A 15,752-nucleotide genomic window follows, 5' to 3' on the forward strand; every position below is an offset into this window, starting at 1 on the left:
TTGTAAAGTCTCAAACAAAAAATCCATGCTCGACACTTTCGAGCATGGATTTTTCTCTTTGTCAAGCCATTTTAGTGAACCATCAAATGAATCTGCAATGACAGTACCTGACCTTAAGATAAGAAAAAGCCTACCGTCGATAGGTAGGCTTTGAAACGGATGACACACAGTTTGGATGTTTAAGTCCAGAAGCTTAACGCGATAAACGTCAGAACTCCGATACAAGCAATATTCAAGACAATTCCGACACGCATCATCTCGCTCTGCTTAATGTGTCCTGAACCAAACACTATTGCATTCGGTGGTGTCGCAACTGGCAACATAAAGGCGCAAGATGCCGCAACGGCAATCAAGACAGAGAGAATAACCGGAGACATACCAAACGCTTCAGCAACACTGGCAAAGACAGGAATAAGTAGAGCGGCACTAGCCGTATTGCTGGCAAATTCGGTTAAGAACACGACAAAAATCGCGATAACGGCAATGATGAAGAAAATACCTAAATGGGCGATCATGTCACTCAATGCATTGGCGAGAAAAACACTCGTGCCCGTCGCTTTCAGCACATTGCTCAGACAAATACCACCACCAAACAGCAGCAAAACACCCCAGTCTGCTGTCTTTTCTATATCTTTCCAGTGCACAACACGTGCAAAGCTGACAGCAACAATCGCACCCAACGCAACTAAGGTATCAAATTTTGCGTACCCGCCGAGCATGGCGTTTATCGGCTTACTGAAGATCCATAAACAGACCGTTGCAGCAAAGATACCTAAGGTCACCACTTTACCTTTATCCCAATCAACCGCTTGACGATTAAGTTCAAACTCGCCAGACAAGTTAGGTTTAAGAACGGCATACAGCACAGCGATGGAAACTGGCAACAAGATTATTGTTGTCGGTACACCAAAAGCCATCCAATCTGTAAACGTCAATCCAACTTCAGCAGCGGCAATCGCATTCGGCGGGCTGCCAACGATCGTTGCTATACCACCAATACTGGCGCTGTAAGCTATGCCGAGTAATACAAAAACATAGGTTTTGTGACCACTTTCAGCGTTTACTTTGCTCAAGACACCTAAGACTAAAGGCAGCATCATCGCCGTGGTGGCGGTATTACTGATCCACATAGAAAGCGCGGCCGTTACACCAAACAGCATAAATACCGCAACGCTCATTTTACCTTTCGCTAAGATAAGTACTTTGTCGGCTATGACCTTATCAAGCCCCTGACGATGCATCGCGGCTGCTAACGCAAAGCCGCCAAGGAACAAAAAGATAATGGAATTGGCAAAATTGTTGAGTGCGGTTTGGGTATCAAACACTCCAAAGAAAACCGCCATAATCGGCACCAAAATCGCGGTGACGGTGACGTGTAGAGCTTCAGTGAGCCAAAGAATGGCGACGAAGGTGAGCATACTAATCCCCAGAACCACCTGAGGATCAAATGGCAAGGTCAAGTACAGGGTAAGAAATAGAGCAATGTCTGCGAGGATAATCAGACTATTGCGGTTGAAAAACCATTCTCGGGTATTGCTGGGCAAAGGGACACTATCATTTCTATTCATTATTATTTTCCTTATAAGGGCCTTGTGGCATAGAAAATGATCCCACATAACTTCTCTAAGGATATATTTTTGATTGCGAAAAGGTTAACCACATCAACAACAAGGCTATAAATGTTAACAGCATGAATAGGCTAAATATTTTACAGTAATATATCGCTCAATTTATATCCATCTCCTATATCTCTTCCTGTGTATCATCCACTCAGCCTCTAGAGTTTAGATACTCGCCAACAGCCAAAAAACAAAAAGGAGGATTGCGACCATCCTCCTCTCCTATTTTGGTTTTCAGTCAGGCTAAGCAATTAGCTCATCGAAGCTTGCCATCACCTCAGGACATTTCATCACGCGGCCATGGCCTTGCCCGTGAGTGGTGACCAGCTTAACTTGATCCATCTCTTCGGCCGCCCTTTTCGATTCTGAGTACTTGGTAAATTTGTCGCCCTGATCATGAACAATAATGGTCTGCGCACGGCGAATTTTAAGCTTGTTGTAGGGATCAATTGACTGAATCGGGTAGCGGTATTGGTCTTCTACTTCTGAAACCACAGCTTTGAACAAACGCATTGAATAGCCAGATCTCGCCACACTGCCAAACAAGTTATCTAGATAATCCAGTACCGGAGCAATCAGCAACATTGGCTTGTCTACCAACTTCTGATGATGGCATTCAATGGCTGATGCAGTGCCCATGCTGTGACCAACTAAGCCCGCCACTTGATCAACGCTGTCTAATATTGCCTCTAGGCCGTGGACAAACGCTGGAATATGACCATACACGCCACCACTTTGGCCATGACCCGGATGATCGTAAGCAAGGGCGGTATAGCCTCGGCTCGCAATATGCTCCATTAACGGATAAAACTGGCTCGCACTTCCCGACCAACCATGAGTCAGTATCCACACCGGGCCGGTACCAAGTTGATAGGTTTTCAATATCCCTTCTTGGCATTGCACTTCACTTTTAATTAAGCCTACTGGCTCTGCATTTTTCGGCTTAGTTCTCGCGGGGGTCAGCAACAGTTTACGCGCTGTTTTCTTTGCATGTTTAGGCGCAATAGTGTGGTGCAAACGCGTCGTTAAACTCACTAAGCTCTTTTTCACACTGAATTTATGCGAGGTGTTAAAGTAGATCTTCTCACTCATGATGATGTCCTTTTGCTGCCAGTCTCTACCTCTCGCCAAAAAGCGAACGACCGTGCTATTTAAATGTAAATAATAAGCCAAGTGATCATCACTTAGCTTAGTGTTGTTCTACTTCCAATTTGCCAATAGACGCTGCACCCCTTGCCAGAAGTGTTGATTACTCGCCTGTTCTCCATGGATGGAATAGAACAAATGAGCGCTCAAATAGAGCCCGTACAATTCAAACGTCGCCTGCTTCGGCTCAAGGTTGTGGCGAAACTCACCACTTTCCACACCCTTTGCTATTTGGATACGTAAGTACTCAATCCAAGTTGCAATCGTTTTTTTAAGCACTTGCTGAGTAGGTTCCGTCTCGACAGACGTTTCTTTCCAAGCATCCAAAAACATACAGCTACCTTGAAAGGAGTGATTCCACCCTAGCCAATTATCAAGCAATAGCATGAGCTTTTGTTCGATAGAAATTGATGTTTTCTCTCTCGCGGGTGTAATGACACGTTGAGTAAAAATCTGATTCGCGTAATCCAATACAGCAATTTGCAGATTATCTTTCGAATTGAAATGGGCAAAAAGACCACTTTTCGACATGCCACACTGCTTGGCTAACTCACCTATTGTCAGGCTTTCAAGCCCATTTTCGCTCGCAAGTTCAAACGCCTTACTCAAGATATTCTCTCGGGTAATTTTACCTTTACTCATACCGCTCTCTCATGACTTGTATTGTTATTTTTAGCACAGTCGTTCTTTTTTGCAACTTTTGATTCAGTGAAAATGATTTGAAGCCCATAGATTCAGCATCTAAATATCACCGTTTTTCGTTGTTGAATTCGCTCACAACTCGATGGAATGTAGAGGGTAAAAAAGACAAAGCGATGGTGAATTCCATCGCTTTTATTTTGGGTTGTCAGTGCTCACCACATCTTAGCAAAGGGTAAGTAGGCAATATTGAGGACGATGAGCACAGCCATCACCAAAAACGTAACCTTCATTCCAGAGACCCTGCCTTTCAATTTATCAGCCAGAATCGCCCGAGCGTGCAATACGCGACCAATAACAAAAGCCAAACCACAGATGTGGATCATCCATGGGCTCGCACCATTGTATTCAACCACGCCCATCAGTATTAACGTGATGGGTATGTAGTCAACGGCGTTGCTGTGTGCACTTCGAGCAATCGTTAATGCATCAACACCACCATCTGCATACTTAACTTGCGCTTTACGCCGCTGCTTGATGACCTGAATTGATAACCAAATCATAAGCGAGGCTAGAATGGCAGCATACAGCCCTGTAACCATGAGCTTTCTCCTTGCAATGTTGCAAACACATCGGGTTCGATGAAGTGAGTGTGTGAGATTATATCCATCAGCACAACATTCATCTTGCCGGAAGTCAATCACTCTTCCAATGTTGAGCATCCTAGCCAAGACAGCCGCGTGATATTGCCAACGAAATCGATTTTCTATAAGTTAGCGAAATATTAGGGATATAAATCGGTACAGAAAGTGAAAAAGCTATTGATTGTCAACGTGGGTTCCGCACCAGAAAGTCAGTTAACTCAATTTGGTGATTTTGAACAATGGGCTAAACAAGCTATTGGTGAAACAGCACTGAATATTGCTTTTCATGATGGGATAAACAAGCCTCTTCCTCAACCCAACACGCTCGCAGGTGTGATCATCATGGGGTCGTTATCCATGGTGACGGAAGAGAAAGATTGGATGAAACGGCTTGCCAATGAGGTAGTCCAGCTTGCGGAATCAAATATACCAACCCTAGGTATCTGCTTCGGTCACCAACTCATCGGTTACGCCTTCGGCGGCCAAGTCGACTATAACCCTAATGGGCTTGAAGTCGGCACGATTGAGATTTGTCGATTAGAAAGCAGCAATGATGATCCTCTTCTTGCAAGCCTTCCGCATCAATTCAAAGCGCAAGTGGTGCATTATCAATCCGTTATCACCTTGCCGAGCCAAGCCGTCCGACTGGCGGAAAGTAACCTAGATTGCCATCATGCTTTTCGTGTTGGCGACTGCACATGGGGAGTTCAATTTCATCCAGAGTTTACTCCCGCGATCATGCAAGATGTGCTTGAAGGCTTTAAAGAGACTTTAGGTGCCACACCTATGGATGACAAAAAACATCACGTTGCACACACACCAGACGCGCAACAGATCTTAGTTAACTTTGCCCAACTTTGCGTTGAGCGCACAAGCGAATAAAATACGTAGTGTACAAACCAAGCTGACGGATTCTTGTCCCCTTTTGATTTGACGACTAATCAATAATATCCTAGTTTCATAAGGTGTTATTAATAACACTCATAATATAAAACAAGGAAAGAGGTTATCTATGAAGGTATTAACGTCAGTTTCTCTACTCTCTATCGCTTTGTTGGCTGGTTGCCAATCAACATCATCTCCAGAAGAACAAACAATCCGATCAAATCTATGTACCATGGGGGATGGCAATGGCGCGGAATACACCTCTGAGAAATTTGAACAAGCAGTGTTAGATTGCGGTGGATATGAAATCATCACTGACGATATGGTAGTAGATCAAGAACTGATGTTTTCTTTTAGTAATGGCAAAAAGCAACGAAAAATGGTGCTAATGGAAGATGGTACAGGCCAATATTCGATGCTAGATAAAGGGACAGTTCAAAACATCACATGGGCTTTCCTAGACAATGGCAGCATACACCTAGAGTTTGAAGACGGTGCTCAATGGGATTGGAAACTCATCGCCGAGGAAGGTAATGTTTGGGCAGTGAAGTCTTACTATGCAGATAAAGATGGTTATCGCGACATTATGACCATGGTAGTTACTAATAAAACAGCCATGATGCAATAGATTGAGCACATCAAATAACAAATGGATTGGTACTATGCCAATCCATTTTTCGTTGTATCACTCGTAATCTGAAGCGTAGGTTTCTTCATAAGTGTGAGAATATAGCTCAAACAGATTACCAAATGGGTCTTCAAGATAGACCATTTTTGCAGGCTTACTGTCATCTTCTGGATGATAGCGCATCACATCCATACGTACCTTTCCGCCAAATTTCTCGACGTTTGCCATAACGCCTTCAAAGTCATCGGTTTGAAGGCAGAAGTGGAAAATGCCCAGACGCGAAAAATCAACTTGATGTCTCTCCTGACGCTCTTTCATTTCAAACAATTCAACACCAATACCATCTGAAGTAACTAGGTGCGCAATATTGAAGCCTTTGAAACCTTCGCCAAATACAGCAATGCACATACGACCAATTGCGCTCTCGCGCTCTTCGATAACCTGTGTATTGTTCATGACAATCTTCATACCAAGCGCGTGAGTGTAAAACTCTACCGCTTGATCCATATTGCCCACCATAATACCGACGTGATTCATTTTCATAACTTTCCCCGACATAATTCGCTACTTGAGTTCGATGTGGAAAGTCTACGAGCCAGTGGTAATTAAATGAAATTATCATTACTTATAAAAATAATAACAAATAATTATCATCATTCAAAATGCGTGGCGATATGAATGCATAGGTTGCTTGAGTTAACAATTAATCGCCTACTTGGAGGATAGGGAGTTAGGTAAGATGGCAGCAAGTCTCACGAGACTTATGGGTGATTTTTGACGTTCAACATACGTTTATCAGCTTCGTGAACCAAAGACTCTAGGGTTGTATTGTGATCCACCTTTGACGAAGCGACGCCAACACTAAACTCAATTTTATATGGGTTGGAAACGTCACTATTAAATGTCCGGATGGATTTAGCGAAACGTTCTATCGCAACATTTGCCACCACTTCTGTCGTTCCAGACATCAACACCACAAACTCATCTCCTCCCATACGAGCAATAAGATCTGACTCTCTAAATGATCTCTGCAGTAATTGGGTGAACTGTTGCAATGTATGATCACCAAACTGATGACCATATTGGTCATTGATTTGCTTGAAATTATCAAGATCAAAATAGGCGACTGAAACTGGAAAGCCGCCAAAACGGCAATACTCTAGCAGCTTTTCCCCCAGAGTACGGAACCCACGCCTGTTGGATATTTCGGTCAAGGGATCGGTGGTTGCTGTGACTCGAGTGGCAAGTTCTTGCTCAACCAGTTTAGCTAGGTCAATTAAGTCCTTGATTTGTTCGGCATCAATTTGGCGAGGCTTGGTATCACTAATACATAAGGTCCCTAAAACCGAGTGATCGTGATAAACCAAAGGCACTCCCGCGTAAAAACGAATCCCCTCGTCACCCAAAACAGCAGGATTGTCAGAAAAGCGCTCATCTAACGTCGCATCTTCAACTATCATAGGTTGGGTATCAAGGATAGTATGACCACAAAATGAAACGTCTCGATCGGTCTCTTGGACGTCAATACCAAAACAAGACTTAAACCACTGCCGATCACTATCAATCAGGCTGACAACGGCAATTGGTACATCGAATAACCGTTTCGCTAAACGGGTCACGCGATCAAAACGCTCTTCATCAGCCGTGTCCAAGATTCTTAGCTTCTTAAGGTCCGCGAGGCGTTGCTGTTCATTGTCTGGCTTGTTAGGTACTTGCATTTAATCATCAAATTTTTTGCACCAATATACCCAAAATTCTAGCATTTGATTGGGAAGTTGCCCTAGGAGAGGCGGATAAATTTGCAGGCAAACGAGCGTTGCATCCCAATATTCATGCCTGATATGGAACGGCGCGAGTATGCTACAACGCTCGTTTCACGCAATAAAATTACCAGTTAACATCAAGTCCTTGCTGCCAAAACGCGACCTCCATTCGAGTGGCTGTTTTAAACACGTGAATTAAGTTCTGGCCACGAGGACTATTGAGATCTACCTCAGCAAGCAACTGATTAAAATGTTCCGCACCTTGCAAGACACCCGCCTGGAACTCCGCGCCTCCATATAACTCAATCCAACTTCGATATGGATTGCCCTCAATCTTAGTGTCACGACTCTCGATAAGCGCTTTGCCAATCACAGCATAGCCTATAGAACATGGTGCTAAAGCGGCATACAGCTCAACTAAATCACCTGTCATACCGGCATCGAGAACATAGCGCGTATACGCGACCGTCCCCACGTCCTCCGGTTCTATTTCCAAATCAGATTCGCTTATTCCCCACTTAGCGCAATAGGTGACATGATGGGCAATCTCTGAATCGAGCAAGGCATTCACACTAGGCAGGGCGCGACGCATGTCGGACAAATTACGTGCTTTGTAAATCGCCAATGCATAAGCTCGGGCGTACTGTTTAAGGAATAGAAAATCCTGCTTTAAATAGTGCAGAAAACATGGCTGGGCCAAAGTCCCTAACGCCAGTTGTTGAACGAACGAATGCTCGGTGTACTCTTGCCAATCCGAGGAGCAAGCGTCGATCAAGTCTTGATAGGTCATCAGTAAAACTCCGGAACGTAATCCACCGCTTTTGGCAAGGTTTTGATCAATTTCTGCGAATACATAAACTCGGCATAATCATCGTAACGCTTTCGGTCCACCGCAGATGGACGCAACGCAAAGCGGGTTAAAGTGTCATTCCATGCACGTTGATTAAGTTCATTATTGAGTGTATCTGGCGAATAGGCGACGAACTCCTGCCAAGATGCTTGAGGATGATTAACAATGTAGGTGGTAGCTTGCTCTAACGCTTTATTAAACGCTTTAATCGCTTGTGTATCATGATGTTTGGCATTCGCAACAAACACCAGCTCATCATAAGCAGGTACACCGTATTCTTCCGGGAAAAACGCCTTTGATTGGTAGCCTTCTAACGCCAACTGGTTGGTTTCAAAATTACGTAGTCCTCCCCAAATAGCGTCCACCTTACCCGACGCAAGTGAGGACGACAGCGCCCAACCGACATTAATGATATTGACGTCAGAGAACTCAACGCCCTGTTGTCTCAGCATGGTTCCGATTGTCGCTTCTTCGTTGCCCGCGATGGCGATTCCTATGTTCTTACCTTTTAAGTCCGCCAGTGTGTTATTTTCACCGTTATCAAGCACCATCAGAGTGTTTAACGGGGTAGCAATCAAGGTAGCGGTACGAATCAGTGGTAAACCCGCGGCGACATCTATGGTTAGGCTCGGCTGATAAGAAATTGCCAAGTCGATATTGCCAGCTGCTACCAATTTAGGAGGCATACTTGGATCTGCGGGCTCTTGGATTTCAACCTCAACCCCCTGTTGCTCAAAATAGCCACGCTGTTTGGCGATGACAATTGGCCCGTGGTTCGGGTTAACAAACCAGTCTAGCATCAGAGTCAGTTTTTTATCTTGTGCCAGTACGTTAGCTGACAATAGTGAGGTAGCAAGTGCCAATGCACTGATTTTTAGCGTTGTTTTCACGGTGTGTCCTTTCTTTATTGATTTTCCCAAGGAATAAATGTTTTAAGTAATTGATCAGTAACGAAATAAAGCGTTACCGAAAGCAGTGCAAGGATAAATAATGCGGCAAACATTTCGTCGATGAGCATACGAGCGTTGGCTTGAAGCATCAGATAACCAAGACCGGCACTCGAGCCAACCCATTCGCCCACCACAGCACCAATTGGCGCTATTACCACGGCAACGCGAATGCCAGATGCCAAGGTAGGTAACGCTGCAGGCAATTGAATATGCCTCAACAATTGCCATTTACTGGCACCCATCGTTTTCGCCAGATCCAAATACCCTGAAGGTGTATTGCGTAAGCCGTCGTAACAACACGTTGTCACCGGGAAGAAGATGATGATTGCCGCCATCACCACTTTCGACGCAATGCCATACCCAAGCCACAGCATTAATATCGGCGCGATGGCGAACACCGGAATCGCCTGACTGGCGATCAAGATTGGCAGCAACCAGCGTTTAAGCGGTTTGAATAACAGCATCTGTAGCGCAAAAATCATCCCCATCGACAGTCCCAGCGCTAAGCCAAGGATGATCTCCTGCCCTGTCACTAAGGTGTGTTTGAACAACACATCAAAACGCGTAACAAGACAGGTAAAAACATCAAGCGGTGCTGGCAAGATAAAACTCGGCATGGCAAACACCATCACAATGGCTTGCCAAATTGCCAAAATAAGCAACAAACTGGTTGCAATGCGGATCATTGGCCACGCGCGCGTATCTCGCGTTGTTTGATTTGACAAAGCAAGTCTAGGCTTAGCGACACTATTCATAATCTCGCTCCAACCTAGTCAAAATACTTTGCTGCACGGCTGCGCACTCTGCGTCAAACGCTCTCGGAGGCACAGAAGTAGGCATCTCTAATGGCGATGCATAAGCAGGATGTCCTTGCAGCAGATAGACCGCATCCGATAGACGTACCGCTTCGTGCGGGTCGTGGGTTATCAAAACGACCGTTTTTCCTGTTAGTAATTGAGCAGACAGGGTTTGTAGCTTGTGACGAGTGACCGCATCGAGCGCCGAAAAAGGTTCATCCATCAACACGATTGGCTTGTCTTGCATGAGTGTGCGAGCCAAAGCAACTCTTTGGCGCATCCCTCCCGATAATTGAGCCGGCATCGTATCGCAATGTTGAGCAAGGCCAACTTGTTCAAGTAATTGTAAAGCCCTTGCCCTACTCATTTTCTGCGTGCCAAACTTACGGCTTAGCATTACGTTATCTATGACATTCAGCCAAGGCAGCAACAGATCTTGCTGTGCCATATAGGCGATGTGGCCCAACAGATGTCTATCTTGGCTAAGCACCATCTCGCCATGCCACTCAACTTGGTTATCCAGCAAGCCTGCCAAGTAGCGCAGTAAGGTGGTTTTTCCGCAGCCACTTTGACCAAGCAGACTGGTCCATTTTCCTGCCGCGAGCGTTATGTTCACATTTGCGAGTGTCGCAACTGAGTTGTCTAAATAACGCAATTGCCCACCTTTGAGTTCGATGCCAAATGCTTCAGCGGACATTAGTGTGCCCACAGAAGAAGTGATGTACTGGCCCATGCCCGTTACCGACATTAAGTTGATCAGCATGCGCGATGGCTTGAGAGATGTACTGTTTGCCAAGGTAAACCGCTTTATGCAAGCGATTCCCTTGAGCAAGGTAGGAGGCGATAGCCGAAGAGAGCGTACAACCCGTGCCGTGAGTGTTTTCAGTTGCCACTCGCTTTGCACTCAGCAGTTCACTGTTCTCCTGCTCAATAAGAAGATCATTGCTGTTGTCATCGCACTCAAGGTGACCTCCTTTGAGCAGCACCGCTTTGGCACCGAGCGCACGTAGCGATTCAATCATCGCTCCCATTTGATCTTCATTTTGCGGAGCTTCACAGCCAATCAGAGCCTCGCCTTCAGGGAGATTTGGCGTGATGAGATCAGCTAGAGGCAGCAGTTCTTCTTTAAGTGTGGAAATGGCGGACTGCTGCAACAACAAATCTCCACTGGTGGCCACCATAACTGGGTCGACCACAAGATACTTAGGCTGGTATTGGCGGATTTTAGCCGCGACCACTTTGATAATATCGCTGTCCGCCAGCATGCCAACTTTGACAGCGACCACGTTGAGATCAGTAAACACGGCATCAAGCTGGCTTTTGATATGTTCAAGAGGTATCGGGTGAATGGCGCTGACGCCTAGCGTGTTTTGCGATGTGATCGCAGTAATAACGGAACAAGCATAGCTACCCGTAGCAGATATGGCCTTAATGTCGGCTTGAATACCCGCGCCGCCACCGCTGTCGGATCCCGCGATGGTTAATACAATGGGTGTGATGTCTTGTGAATGTGGCATAGATGCTCCTATTACAAGACGTATAGGAACTCTCGACCACGAAAAGAAAGCGAAGGAAAACTGGCTTGTTCATCGAATGCGAGCGCACTAACTACAAAGAGGCGTTAGTGCCTATAGTTCCCTACGTCAGTGCTAACTGAATCAGGTTCAACGGGTCTCGCTTTGCGATCTCAGCCCTTTCCAAACAGGTTAGGCTCCCCGACTATTTGCGCTGATAATAGCAATAAAAGTCCTTCTATTGCAGCACTTATTTTACTCGCTCGACCAATCAATTTGATTGCTACTCAGACTAAATATGATATTGAGTGCGTATATTTTTTGTATTAGACAAAAATAGTGAACTATATTCATTGAGCTCACAATAATTATAGGAGAAGGCTATGAGTCAGGAAGCACTATTATCTCGTTTGAACGAGTTGCCGCGCATTCAAAAAGTTCTTCAAGAACTGTTAGATATGGTCAACCAAGAGGAAGTGGACTTTGGTCAGTTATCGAAAAAAATATCAACAGATCAAGTTCTTAGTGCACGTCTGTTACGCATGGCGAACTCTGCACACTTTGGCAGCAGTAAAACCATCTCTTCGGTGAGTGAGGCCCTGCTCCGCGTCGGGACAGGCCCAGTACGTACCTTAGTCGTCGCCTCTGTATTATCTAGCGCTTTTCCTAAAATCCGCACACTCGATATGGATCGCTACTGGGAAGAAACGTTCGAAGTATCGATCATCGCGAGTAAGATCGCTGAAGAAACCGGAATGGACAGTAATGAAGTTTTTACGACCGGTATTTTGCACAATATTGGCGAGTTGATGATTCACACCTTAGTGCCTAACGAGGCACAAATCATAGCCGCGCGTGCTGAGGCTGGCGAAGATCCTATCGCAGTGCAAGAAGAAATCCTTGATATCACCGCCCCCACATTAGGAGCTAAGCTCGCCAAAACATGGAAATTCCCCGATACCATGGTCGATGCCATCGCCAACTATGCCGACCCGCGCGATGCAGAAATTTCACCTAAGATGGCGACCACTTTGCATTTTGCACGTTCTATCCATCGCGATTGGGATGAGTTGGAAAGTGAAGAAGTGAAAGCTCGCTATCTCGCGGAACATCCAGATTCTCGCCTTTTGCATATCTCAGCCGCATTTGCACCCAATGTGGATAAGTTCCGAGGCAACGGACGCGATTTAGCTGCACAGCTCAACGCTGCTGCTTAAGGTCTCTGTAACGGGACATCATCGCGACTAAACAAAAACGCCACTCGCGGTTCGGCAAGTGGCGTGGATTGAGTCGAACTCTTGCTGCGACGAAATGTGTTTTGGTCTTGTTTGTCTTAGTTATGCTGTCTGCGTAAGTTGTCCAAAATAATCCCAGTCGCCATGGCGACATTCAAAGACTCAGCGCCACCGAAAGCAGGAATGGTAATTTTATCCGTCACATACTGCGCGGCCTGCTGGCGAATACCGTGAGACTCACTGCCCATAAGTAGGATTCCCTGTGCAGCAAAGTCCGTTTTATGTACGCTTTCACCTTCTAAAAACGCACCGTATACCGGCAAATTTGACTGCGCTAAATAGTTAGGCAAATCGAGCTGGCTGACCGTGACACGACCAAAACTGCCCATAGTTGCACTGATGGTTTTTGGATTGTACGGATCGGCGCAATCTGTGCTGGCGACAATATGTTTAATACCGTACCAGTCAGCAACACGGATGATGGTGCCTAAATTACCAGGATCCGAAACACCATCTAACGCAATCATCAGCCCTTGTGCTCGCGGGATTTCAACGCTTGGGATTTCAACCACGGCAATGGCAGCGTTATTACTGACAAGTGTGCTCGCTTTGGTTAACTCATCTAACGAAGCTTCGATGCACTCAAATTGAGCCAGTTCGCTGCTATGCTGAGCAAGGAATTCACTGGTCGCGAACACATGTTTGACCTTTAAATCACTGTTCACCAACTCAAGTACATTTTTTTCGCCTTGTACCAGAAACAAACCATGCGCCTTACGCTGTTTCTTTTGGCCAAGGGCACGAAGTAATTTAAGTTGGTTTTTCGAAATCATAGTTTTTCCAGAGTGAATACAGGCAATCGCAAAATGTAAGCGCGGCAATTATAGAGTAAAGCTATGTCGAGCTAAAGGGCTGTTAACCGCAATACAACCCTTTAATCGTCTCTCTTAGCCACTTGATTTTGGGATTGCGATTGTTACGTTTATGCCAAATCATCGTAAATGGGATCATAAGCTTGTCTAGCTGTTGATCTTCAAGAGGAATAGGCAGTGCCACCAAATCTGGATGTAACTGTTGACAATAGCTCTGGCAATATTTGGGCGCTGTCGTCAGCATGTCGTGACCCGCTTTTTCTGCCACGAACAACGCCTGCTCAAAGCTCGACATGGTTAGATTAACATTGCGGCTAAGACCCAGTTCTATCAAAATTTCATCCAGTGCCCAGCTCTCGCTCTTTTCCCAGATAACATTAATATGCGGATAGCGTAAAAAGGTCGCCAAATTCCACTCTTGTTCTAGAGCCGGGTGGTCTTTGCGCAGGTAAACCTTAGGTAGATCAGTAAACAACACTTCAAAATTAATGTAGTACGGCAGTAGATCAAGCGACTCTTTAGAACGCGGGTGACTCTCTCTGCCAGTAAAACCAATATCTACCTCGCCACGTGTGATTGCCTCGAGTGAGTCATAATCCCAGTTGGTAAATTTGATCTTCGAATCGGGATAAGTTTGATGAATCCGCTTGGTTAACTCATCGACCATAATCAGCGATAACGGTGACTCAACCCCAAGGTTAAATCGCACCCCAGATGGCGCTTCATCTCCTCGGCGTGACACAATCTCACTGCCAATGAGCAGCCAGTCAGACAAACTCGCTTCCATGCTGCTCGCCAGCGGTGTTGGACGCAAACCTTGCGGCGTATTAACAAACAAAGGGTCATCAAACCAATCGCGCAGCTTACTTAACGATTTACTGACCGTGGAAGGCGTTACGTTAAGTTTCTTTGCGGTTTTGGTGACGCTCAACTCTTGAAGCAACAGCTGGAGTGTGAGCAATAAATTGAGATCAAGACGTGCAAGAGATTTCTTCATGGTGCTCACTACGTGGTTGATTTGAAACTAATAATATTAGACAGATACCTATTACGCCAGCCGCAACGAGTGCAATAAGCAACATATTGACCGCAGATACACCAAGCCAGGCCATCAGCCAAATATACAAGGCTGAGCAACACACCTGTGCAATTCCCAGTACCGAACTTGCCAGCCCCGCCTTAATTGAGAACAGGCTCAATGCTTGGCTCATCGCCACACCAAATCCCATTGAGAAGCCCATGCTTACTAGCGCAAAGCCAATCATATAAAGCGTCGAACTATCGCCATGCAAGTGAGCCGCGAGGATGACGATAGCCGACATCAAACTGATAAGCTGAGAACCAAGCAGCAAGGTGGTTTGTTTGAAATAATTCAGTGCAACTGGCGCGGCGAACGAGGTAGTCATACCGACCAAAGCCAACAGCGCCATTGCTGTTGAATATTGCCCACGAGTAAAGATAAGGGTTTCCATGACTATCATGGGCGAAGTATTCACATAAGTCAGGATTGCCGTTACCCCCAGCGAGGTAAACACCACGCGAGAAAGAAAGTAGCGCCCAAGCAGCAATTCGTTGTTCGTGTTAGCTGACTTTCCAGAGACCAAATCTAAGGGGCGTTTTACTAACGTTTCCGTCAGCACGAAACTGGCAATCAAACACACTAGGATTCCCATTGCTGCCATCGCACTAAATAGCACCGGCCACGGAAATTTGAGCATGATTAAATGGCCGATCACAGGCGCTAGCACAGGGATCATGCAGGTAATACCATTGAGCATAGAAAGCACTTTAGCACGTCTATGATCATCCAAGGTGTCGCGTAAAATCGCGAAAGCCACAACATAGCAACACCCCGCCCCCACACCTTGGAAAAAGCGCATATGCAAAAAAGTCTCACTGGTTTGCGCGCTGCCGCCAAGCCAAGAAGTGAGCGCAAAAATTGCCGCGCCAGCAATAGCGACAGGTTTACGCCCGCAACTGTCCGCTAGGCGACCAACAAACAACATGGTGACAGCCATGCCCGACAAATAGATTGAAAAGGCCATGTGTAACTGTGATTCGCTTGCCGCCAAATCTTGAGCAATTTGCGGCAAGCCAACAAGGTAGAGATCAATCGCGGTTGGGTAGAGAAGTACAAAGGAGAAGGCGCACAAAAGAAATCGAGTCATAGCTAGCTCACGGTTAAAATCAGATGTGAGCATCATATTCGA

At 45.8% G+C, this 15,752-nt stretch carries 16 protein-coding genes, 1 pseudogene and 1 riboswitch; of the genes and pseudogenes, 3 read left to right on the top strand and 14 right to left on the bottom strand.

What is annotated here, in order from left to right:
• Positions 1-179: 179 nt before the first annotated feature.
• The 4 genes from TW81_RS15555 to TW81_RS15570 all read right to left on the bottom strand — a co-directional run bounded on the left by TW81_RS15555 (position 180) and on the right by TW81_RS15570 (position 4,006).
• Positions 180-1,568, bottom strand: coding sequence for an SLC13 family permease (locus tag TW81_RS15555; protein ID WP_045956655.1), 1,389 nt, complete (start codon positions 1,566-1,568; stop codon positions 180-182).
• Positions 1,569-1,862: 294 nt separating this feature from the next.
• On the bottom strand, positions 1,863-2,711 hold the full coding sequence (locus TW81_RS15560; protein ID WP_045956656.1) for an alpha/beta hydrolase: 849 nt from the start codon (positions 2,709-2,711) through the stop codon (positions 1,863-1,865).
• 108 nt (positions 2,712-2,819) lie between these two features.
• Positions 2,820-3,407, bottom strand: coding sequence for a TetR/AcrR family transcriptional regulator (locus TW81_RS15565; RefSeq protein WP_045956657.1), 588 nt, complete (start codon positions 3,405-3,407; stop codon positions 2,820-2,822).
• A gap of 212 nt (positions 3,408-3,619) precedes the next feature.
• Complete coding sequence (locus TW81_RS15570) at positions 3,620-4,006, bottom strand: MAPEG family protein (protein WP_045956658.1); 387 nt, start codon at positions 4,004-4,006, stop codon at positions 3,620-3,622.
• A gap of 207 nt (positions 4,007-4,213) precedes the next feature.
• Between TW81_RS15570 and TW81_RS15575 the strand changes: the two genes are divergently transcribed.
• A complete protein-coding gene (locus TW81_RS15575) occupies positions 4,214-4,930 on the top strand; it encodes a glutamine amidotransferase (protein ID WP_045956659.1) in 717 nt (238 codons plus the stop codon).
• Positions 4,931-5,060: 130 nt separating this feature from the next.
• Positions 5,061-5,561 (top strand): hypothetical protein, encoded by a 501-nt coding sequence (locus TW81_RS15580; protein WP_045956660.1) that lies wholly within the window; start codon positions 5,061-5,063, stop codon positions 5,559-5,561.
• Between the two features lie 57 nt (positions 5,562-5,618).
• Here the strand turns inward: TW81_RS15580 and TW81_RS15585 are convergent, their stop codons facing one another.
• From TW81_RS15585 to thiD, 7 genes and pseudogenes are all read right to left on the bottom strand, one after another.
• The gene (locus tag TW81_RS15585) at positions 5,619-6,104 is read right to left on the bottom strand and encodes a VOC family protein (RefSeq protein WP_045956661.1); all 486 of its coding nucleotides are present in this window, start codon (positions 6,102-6,104) and stop codon (positions 5,619-5,621) included.
• Positions 6,105-6,322: 218 nt separating this feature from the next.
• Complete coding sequence (locus TW81_RS15590; protein ID WP_045956662.1) at positions 6,323-7,279, bottom strand: GGDEF domain-containing protein; 957 nt, start codon at positions 7,277-7,279, stop codon at positions 6,323-6,325.
• Between the two features lie 169 nt (positions 7,280-7,448).
• Complete coding sequence (tenA, locus tag TW81_RS15595; protein WP_045956663.1) at positions 7,449-8,114, bottom strand: thiaminase II; 666 nt, start codon at positions 8,112-8,114, stop codon at positions 7,449-7,451.
• A complete protein-coding gene (locus TW81_RS15600) occupies positions 8,114-9,064 on the bottom strand; it encodes an ABC transporter substrate-binding protein (protein ID WP_045956664.1) in 951 nt (316 codons plus the stop codon). The genes tenA and TW81_RS15600 overlap by 1 nt, the downstream gene beginning before the upstream one ends.
• A gap of 14 nt (positions 9,065-9,078) precedes the next feature.
• Positions 9,079-9,780 (bottom strand): annotated as a pseudogene (locus TW81_RS15605) (ABC transporter permease); the annotation flags it as partial.
• A 91-nt stretch (positions 9,781-9,871) separates the two neighbouring features.
• The gene (locus tag TW81_RS15610) at positions 9,872-10,618 is read right to left on the bottom strand and encodes an ABC transporter ATP-binding protein (RefSeq protein WP_045956665.1); all 747 of its coding nucleotides are present in this window, start codon (positions 10,616-10,618) and stop codon (positions 9,872-9,874) included.
• Entirely contained in the window at positions 10,608-11,438 is an 831-nt protein-coding gene (thiD, locus tag TW81_RS15615; RefSeq protein WP_045956666.1) for a bifunctional hydroxymethylpyrimidine kinase/phosphomethylpyrimidine kinase, read from the bottom strand. Before thiD ends, TW81_RS15610 begins: the two co-directional genes overlap by 11 nt.
• A gap of 101 nt (positions 11,439-11,539) precedes the next feature.
• Positions 11,540-11,649, bottom strand: a riboswitch (TPP riboswitch).
• A gap of 169 nt (positions 11,650-11,818) precedes the next feature.
• Here thiD and TW81_RS15620 point away from each other — a divergent pair.
• Positions 11,819-12,652 carry an HDOD domain-containing protein gene (locus TW81_RS15620; RefSeq protein ID WP_045956667.1) on the top strand — a complete coding sequence of 278 codons (834 nt, stop codon included), beginning with the start codon at positions 11,819-11,821 and terminating at the stop codon, positions 12,650-12,652.
• Positions 12,653-12,768: 116 nt separating this feature from the next.
• On the opposite strand, the gene TW81_RS15625 is transcribed toward TW81_RS15620, so the two are convergent.
• From TW81_RS15625 to TW81_RS15635, 3 genes are all read right to left on the bottom strand, one after another.
• Positions 12,769-13,503, bottom strand: a complete 735-nt coding sequence (locus TW81_RS15625) for an RNA methyltransferase (protein ID WP_045956668.1) — start codon at positions 13,501-13,503, stop codon at positions 12,769-12,771.
• 82 nt (positions 13,504-13,585) lie between these two features.
• On the bottom strand, positions 13,586-14,539 hold the full coding sequence (yidZ, locus tag TW81_RS15630; RefSeq protein WP_045956669.1) for an HTH-type transcriptional regulator YidZ: 954 nt from the start codon (positions 14,537-14,539) through the stop codon (positions 13,586-13,588).
• The gene (locus TW81_RS15635; RefSeq protein ID WP_045956869.1) at positions 14,514-15,710 is read right to left on the bottom strand and encodes an MFS transporter; all 1,197 of its coding nucleotides are present in this window, start codon (positions 15,708-15,710) and stop codon (positions 14,514-14,516) included. The genes yidZ and TW81_RS15635 overlap by 26 nt, the downstream gene beginning before the upstream one ends.
• Positions 15,711-15,752 lie beyond the last annotated feature (42 nt).

This window comes from Vibrio galatheae (assembly GCF_000967545.1).
Classification (GTDB): Bacteria; Pseudomonadota; Gammaproteobacteria; order Enterobacterales; family Vibrionaceae; genus Vibrio; species Vibrio galatheae.

Coding starts and splice junctions, on each gene's coding strand:
- TW81_RS15555 (WP_045956655.1), bottom strand. CDS start 1,568: ATGAATAGAAATGATAGTGTCCCTTTGCCCAGCAATACCCGAGAATGG.
- TW81_RS15560 (WP_045956656.1), bottom strand. CDS start 2,711: ATGAGTGAGAAGATCTACTTTAACACCTCGCATAAATTCAGTGTGAAA.
- TW81_RS15565 (WP_045956657.1), bottom strand. CDS start 3,407: ATGAGTAAAGGTAAAATTACCCGAGAGAATATCTTGAGTAAGGCGTTT.
- TW81_RS15570 (WP_045956658.1), bottom strand. CDS start 4,006: ATGGTTACAGGGCTGTATGCTGCCATTCTAGCCTCGCTTATGATTTGG.
- TW81_RS15580 (WP_045956660.1), top strand. CDS start 5,061: ATGAAGGTATTAACGTCAGTTTCTCTACTCTCTATCGCTTTGTTGGCT.
- TW81_RS15585 (WP_045956661.1), bottom strand. CDS start 6,104: ATGAAAATGAATCACGTCGGTATTATGGTGGGCAATATGGATCAAGCG.
- TW81_RS15590 (WP_045956662.1), bottom strand. CDS start 7,279: ATGCAAGTACCTAACAAGCCAGACAATGAACAGCAACGCCTCGCGGAC.
- tenA (WP_045956663.1), bottom strand. CDS start 8,114: ATGACCTATCAAGACTTGATCGACGCTTGCTCCTCGGATTGGCAAGAG.
- TW81_RS15610 (WP_045956665.1), bottom strand. CDS start 10,618: ATGTCCGCTGAAGCATTTGGCATCGAACTCAAAGGTGGGCAATTGCGT.
- thiD (WP_045956666.1), bottom strand. CDS start 11,438: ATGCCACATTCACAAGACATCACACCCATTGTATTAACCATCGCGGGA.
- TW81_RS15620 (WP_045956667.1), top strand. CDS start 11,819: ATGAGTCAGGAAGCACTATTATCTCGTTTGAACGAGTTGCCGCGCATT.
- TW81_RS15625 (WP_045956668.1), bottom strand. CDS start 13,503: ATGATTTCGAAAAACCAACTTAAATTACTTCGTGCCCTTGGCCAAAAG.
- yidZ (WP_045956669.1), bottom strand. CDS start 14,539: ATGAAGAAATCTCTTGCACGTCTTGATCTCAATTTATTGCTCACACTC.
- TW81_RS15635 (WP_045956869.1), bottom strand. CDS start 15,710: ATGACTCGATTTCTTTTGTGCGCCTTCTCCTTTGTACTTCTCTACCCA.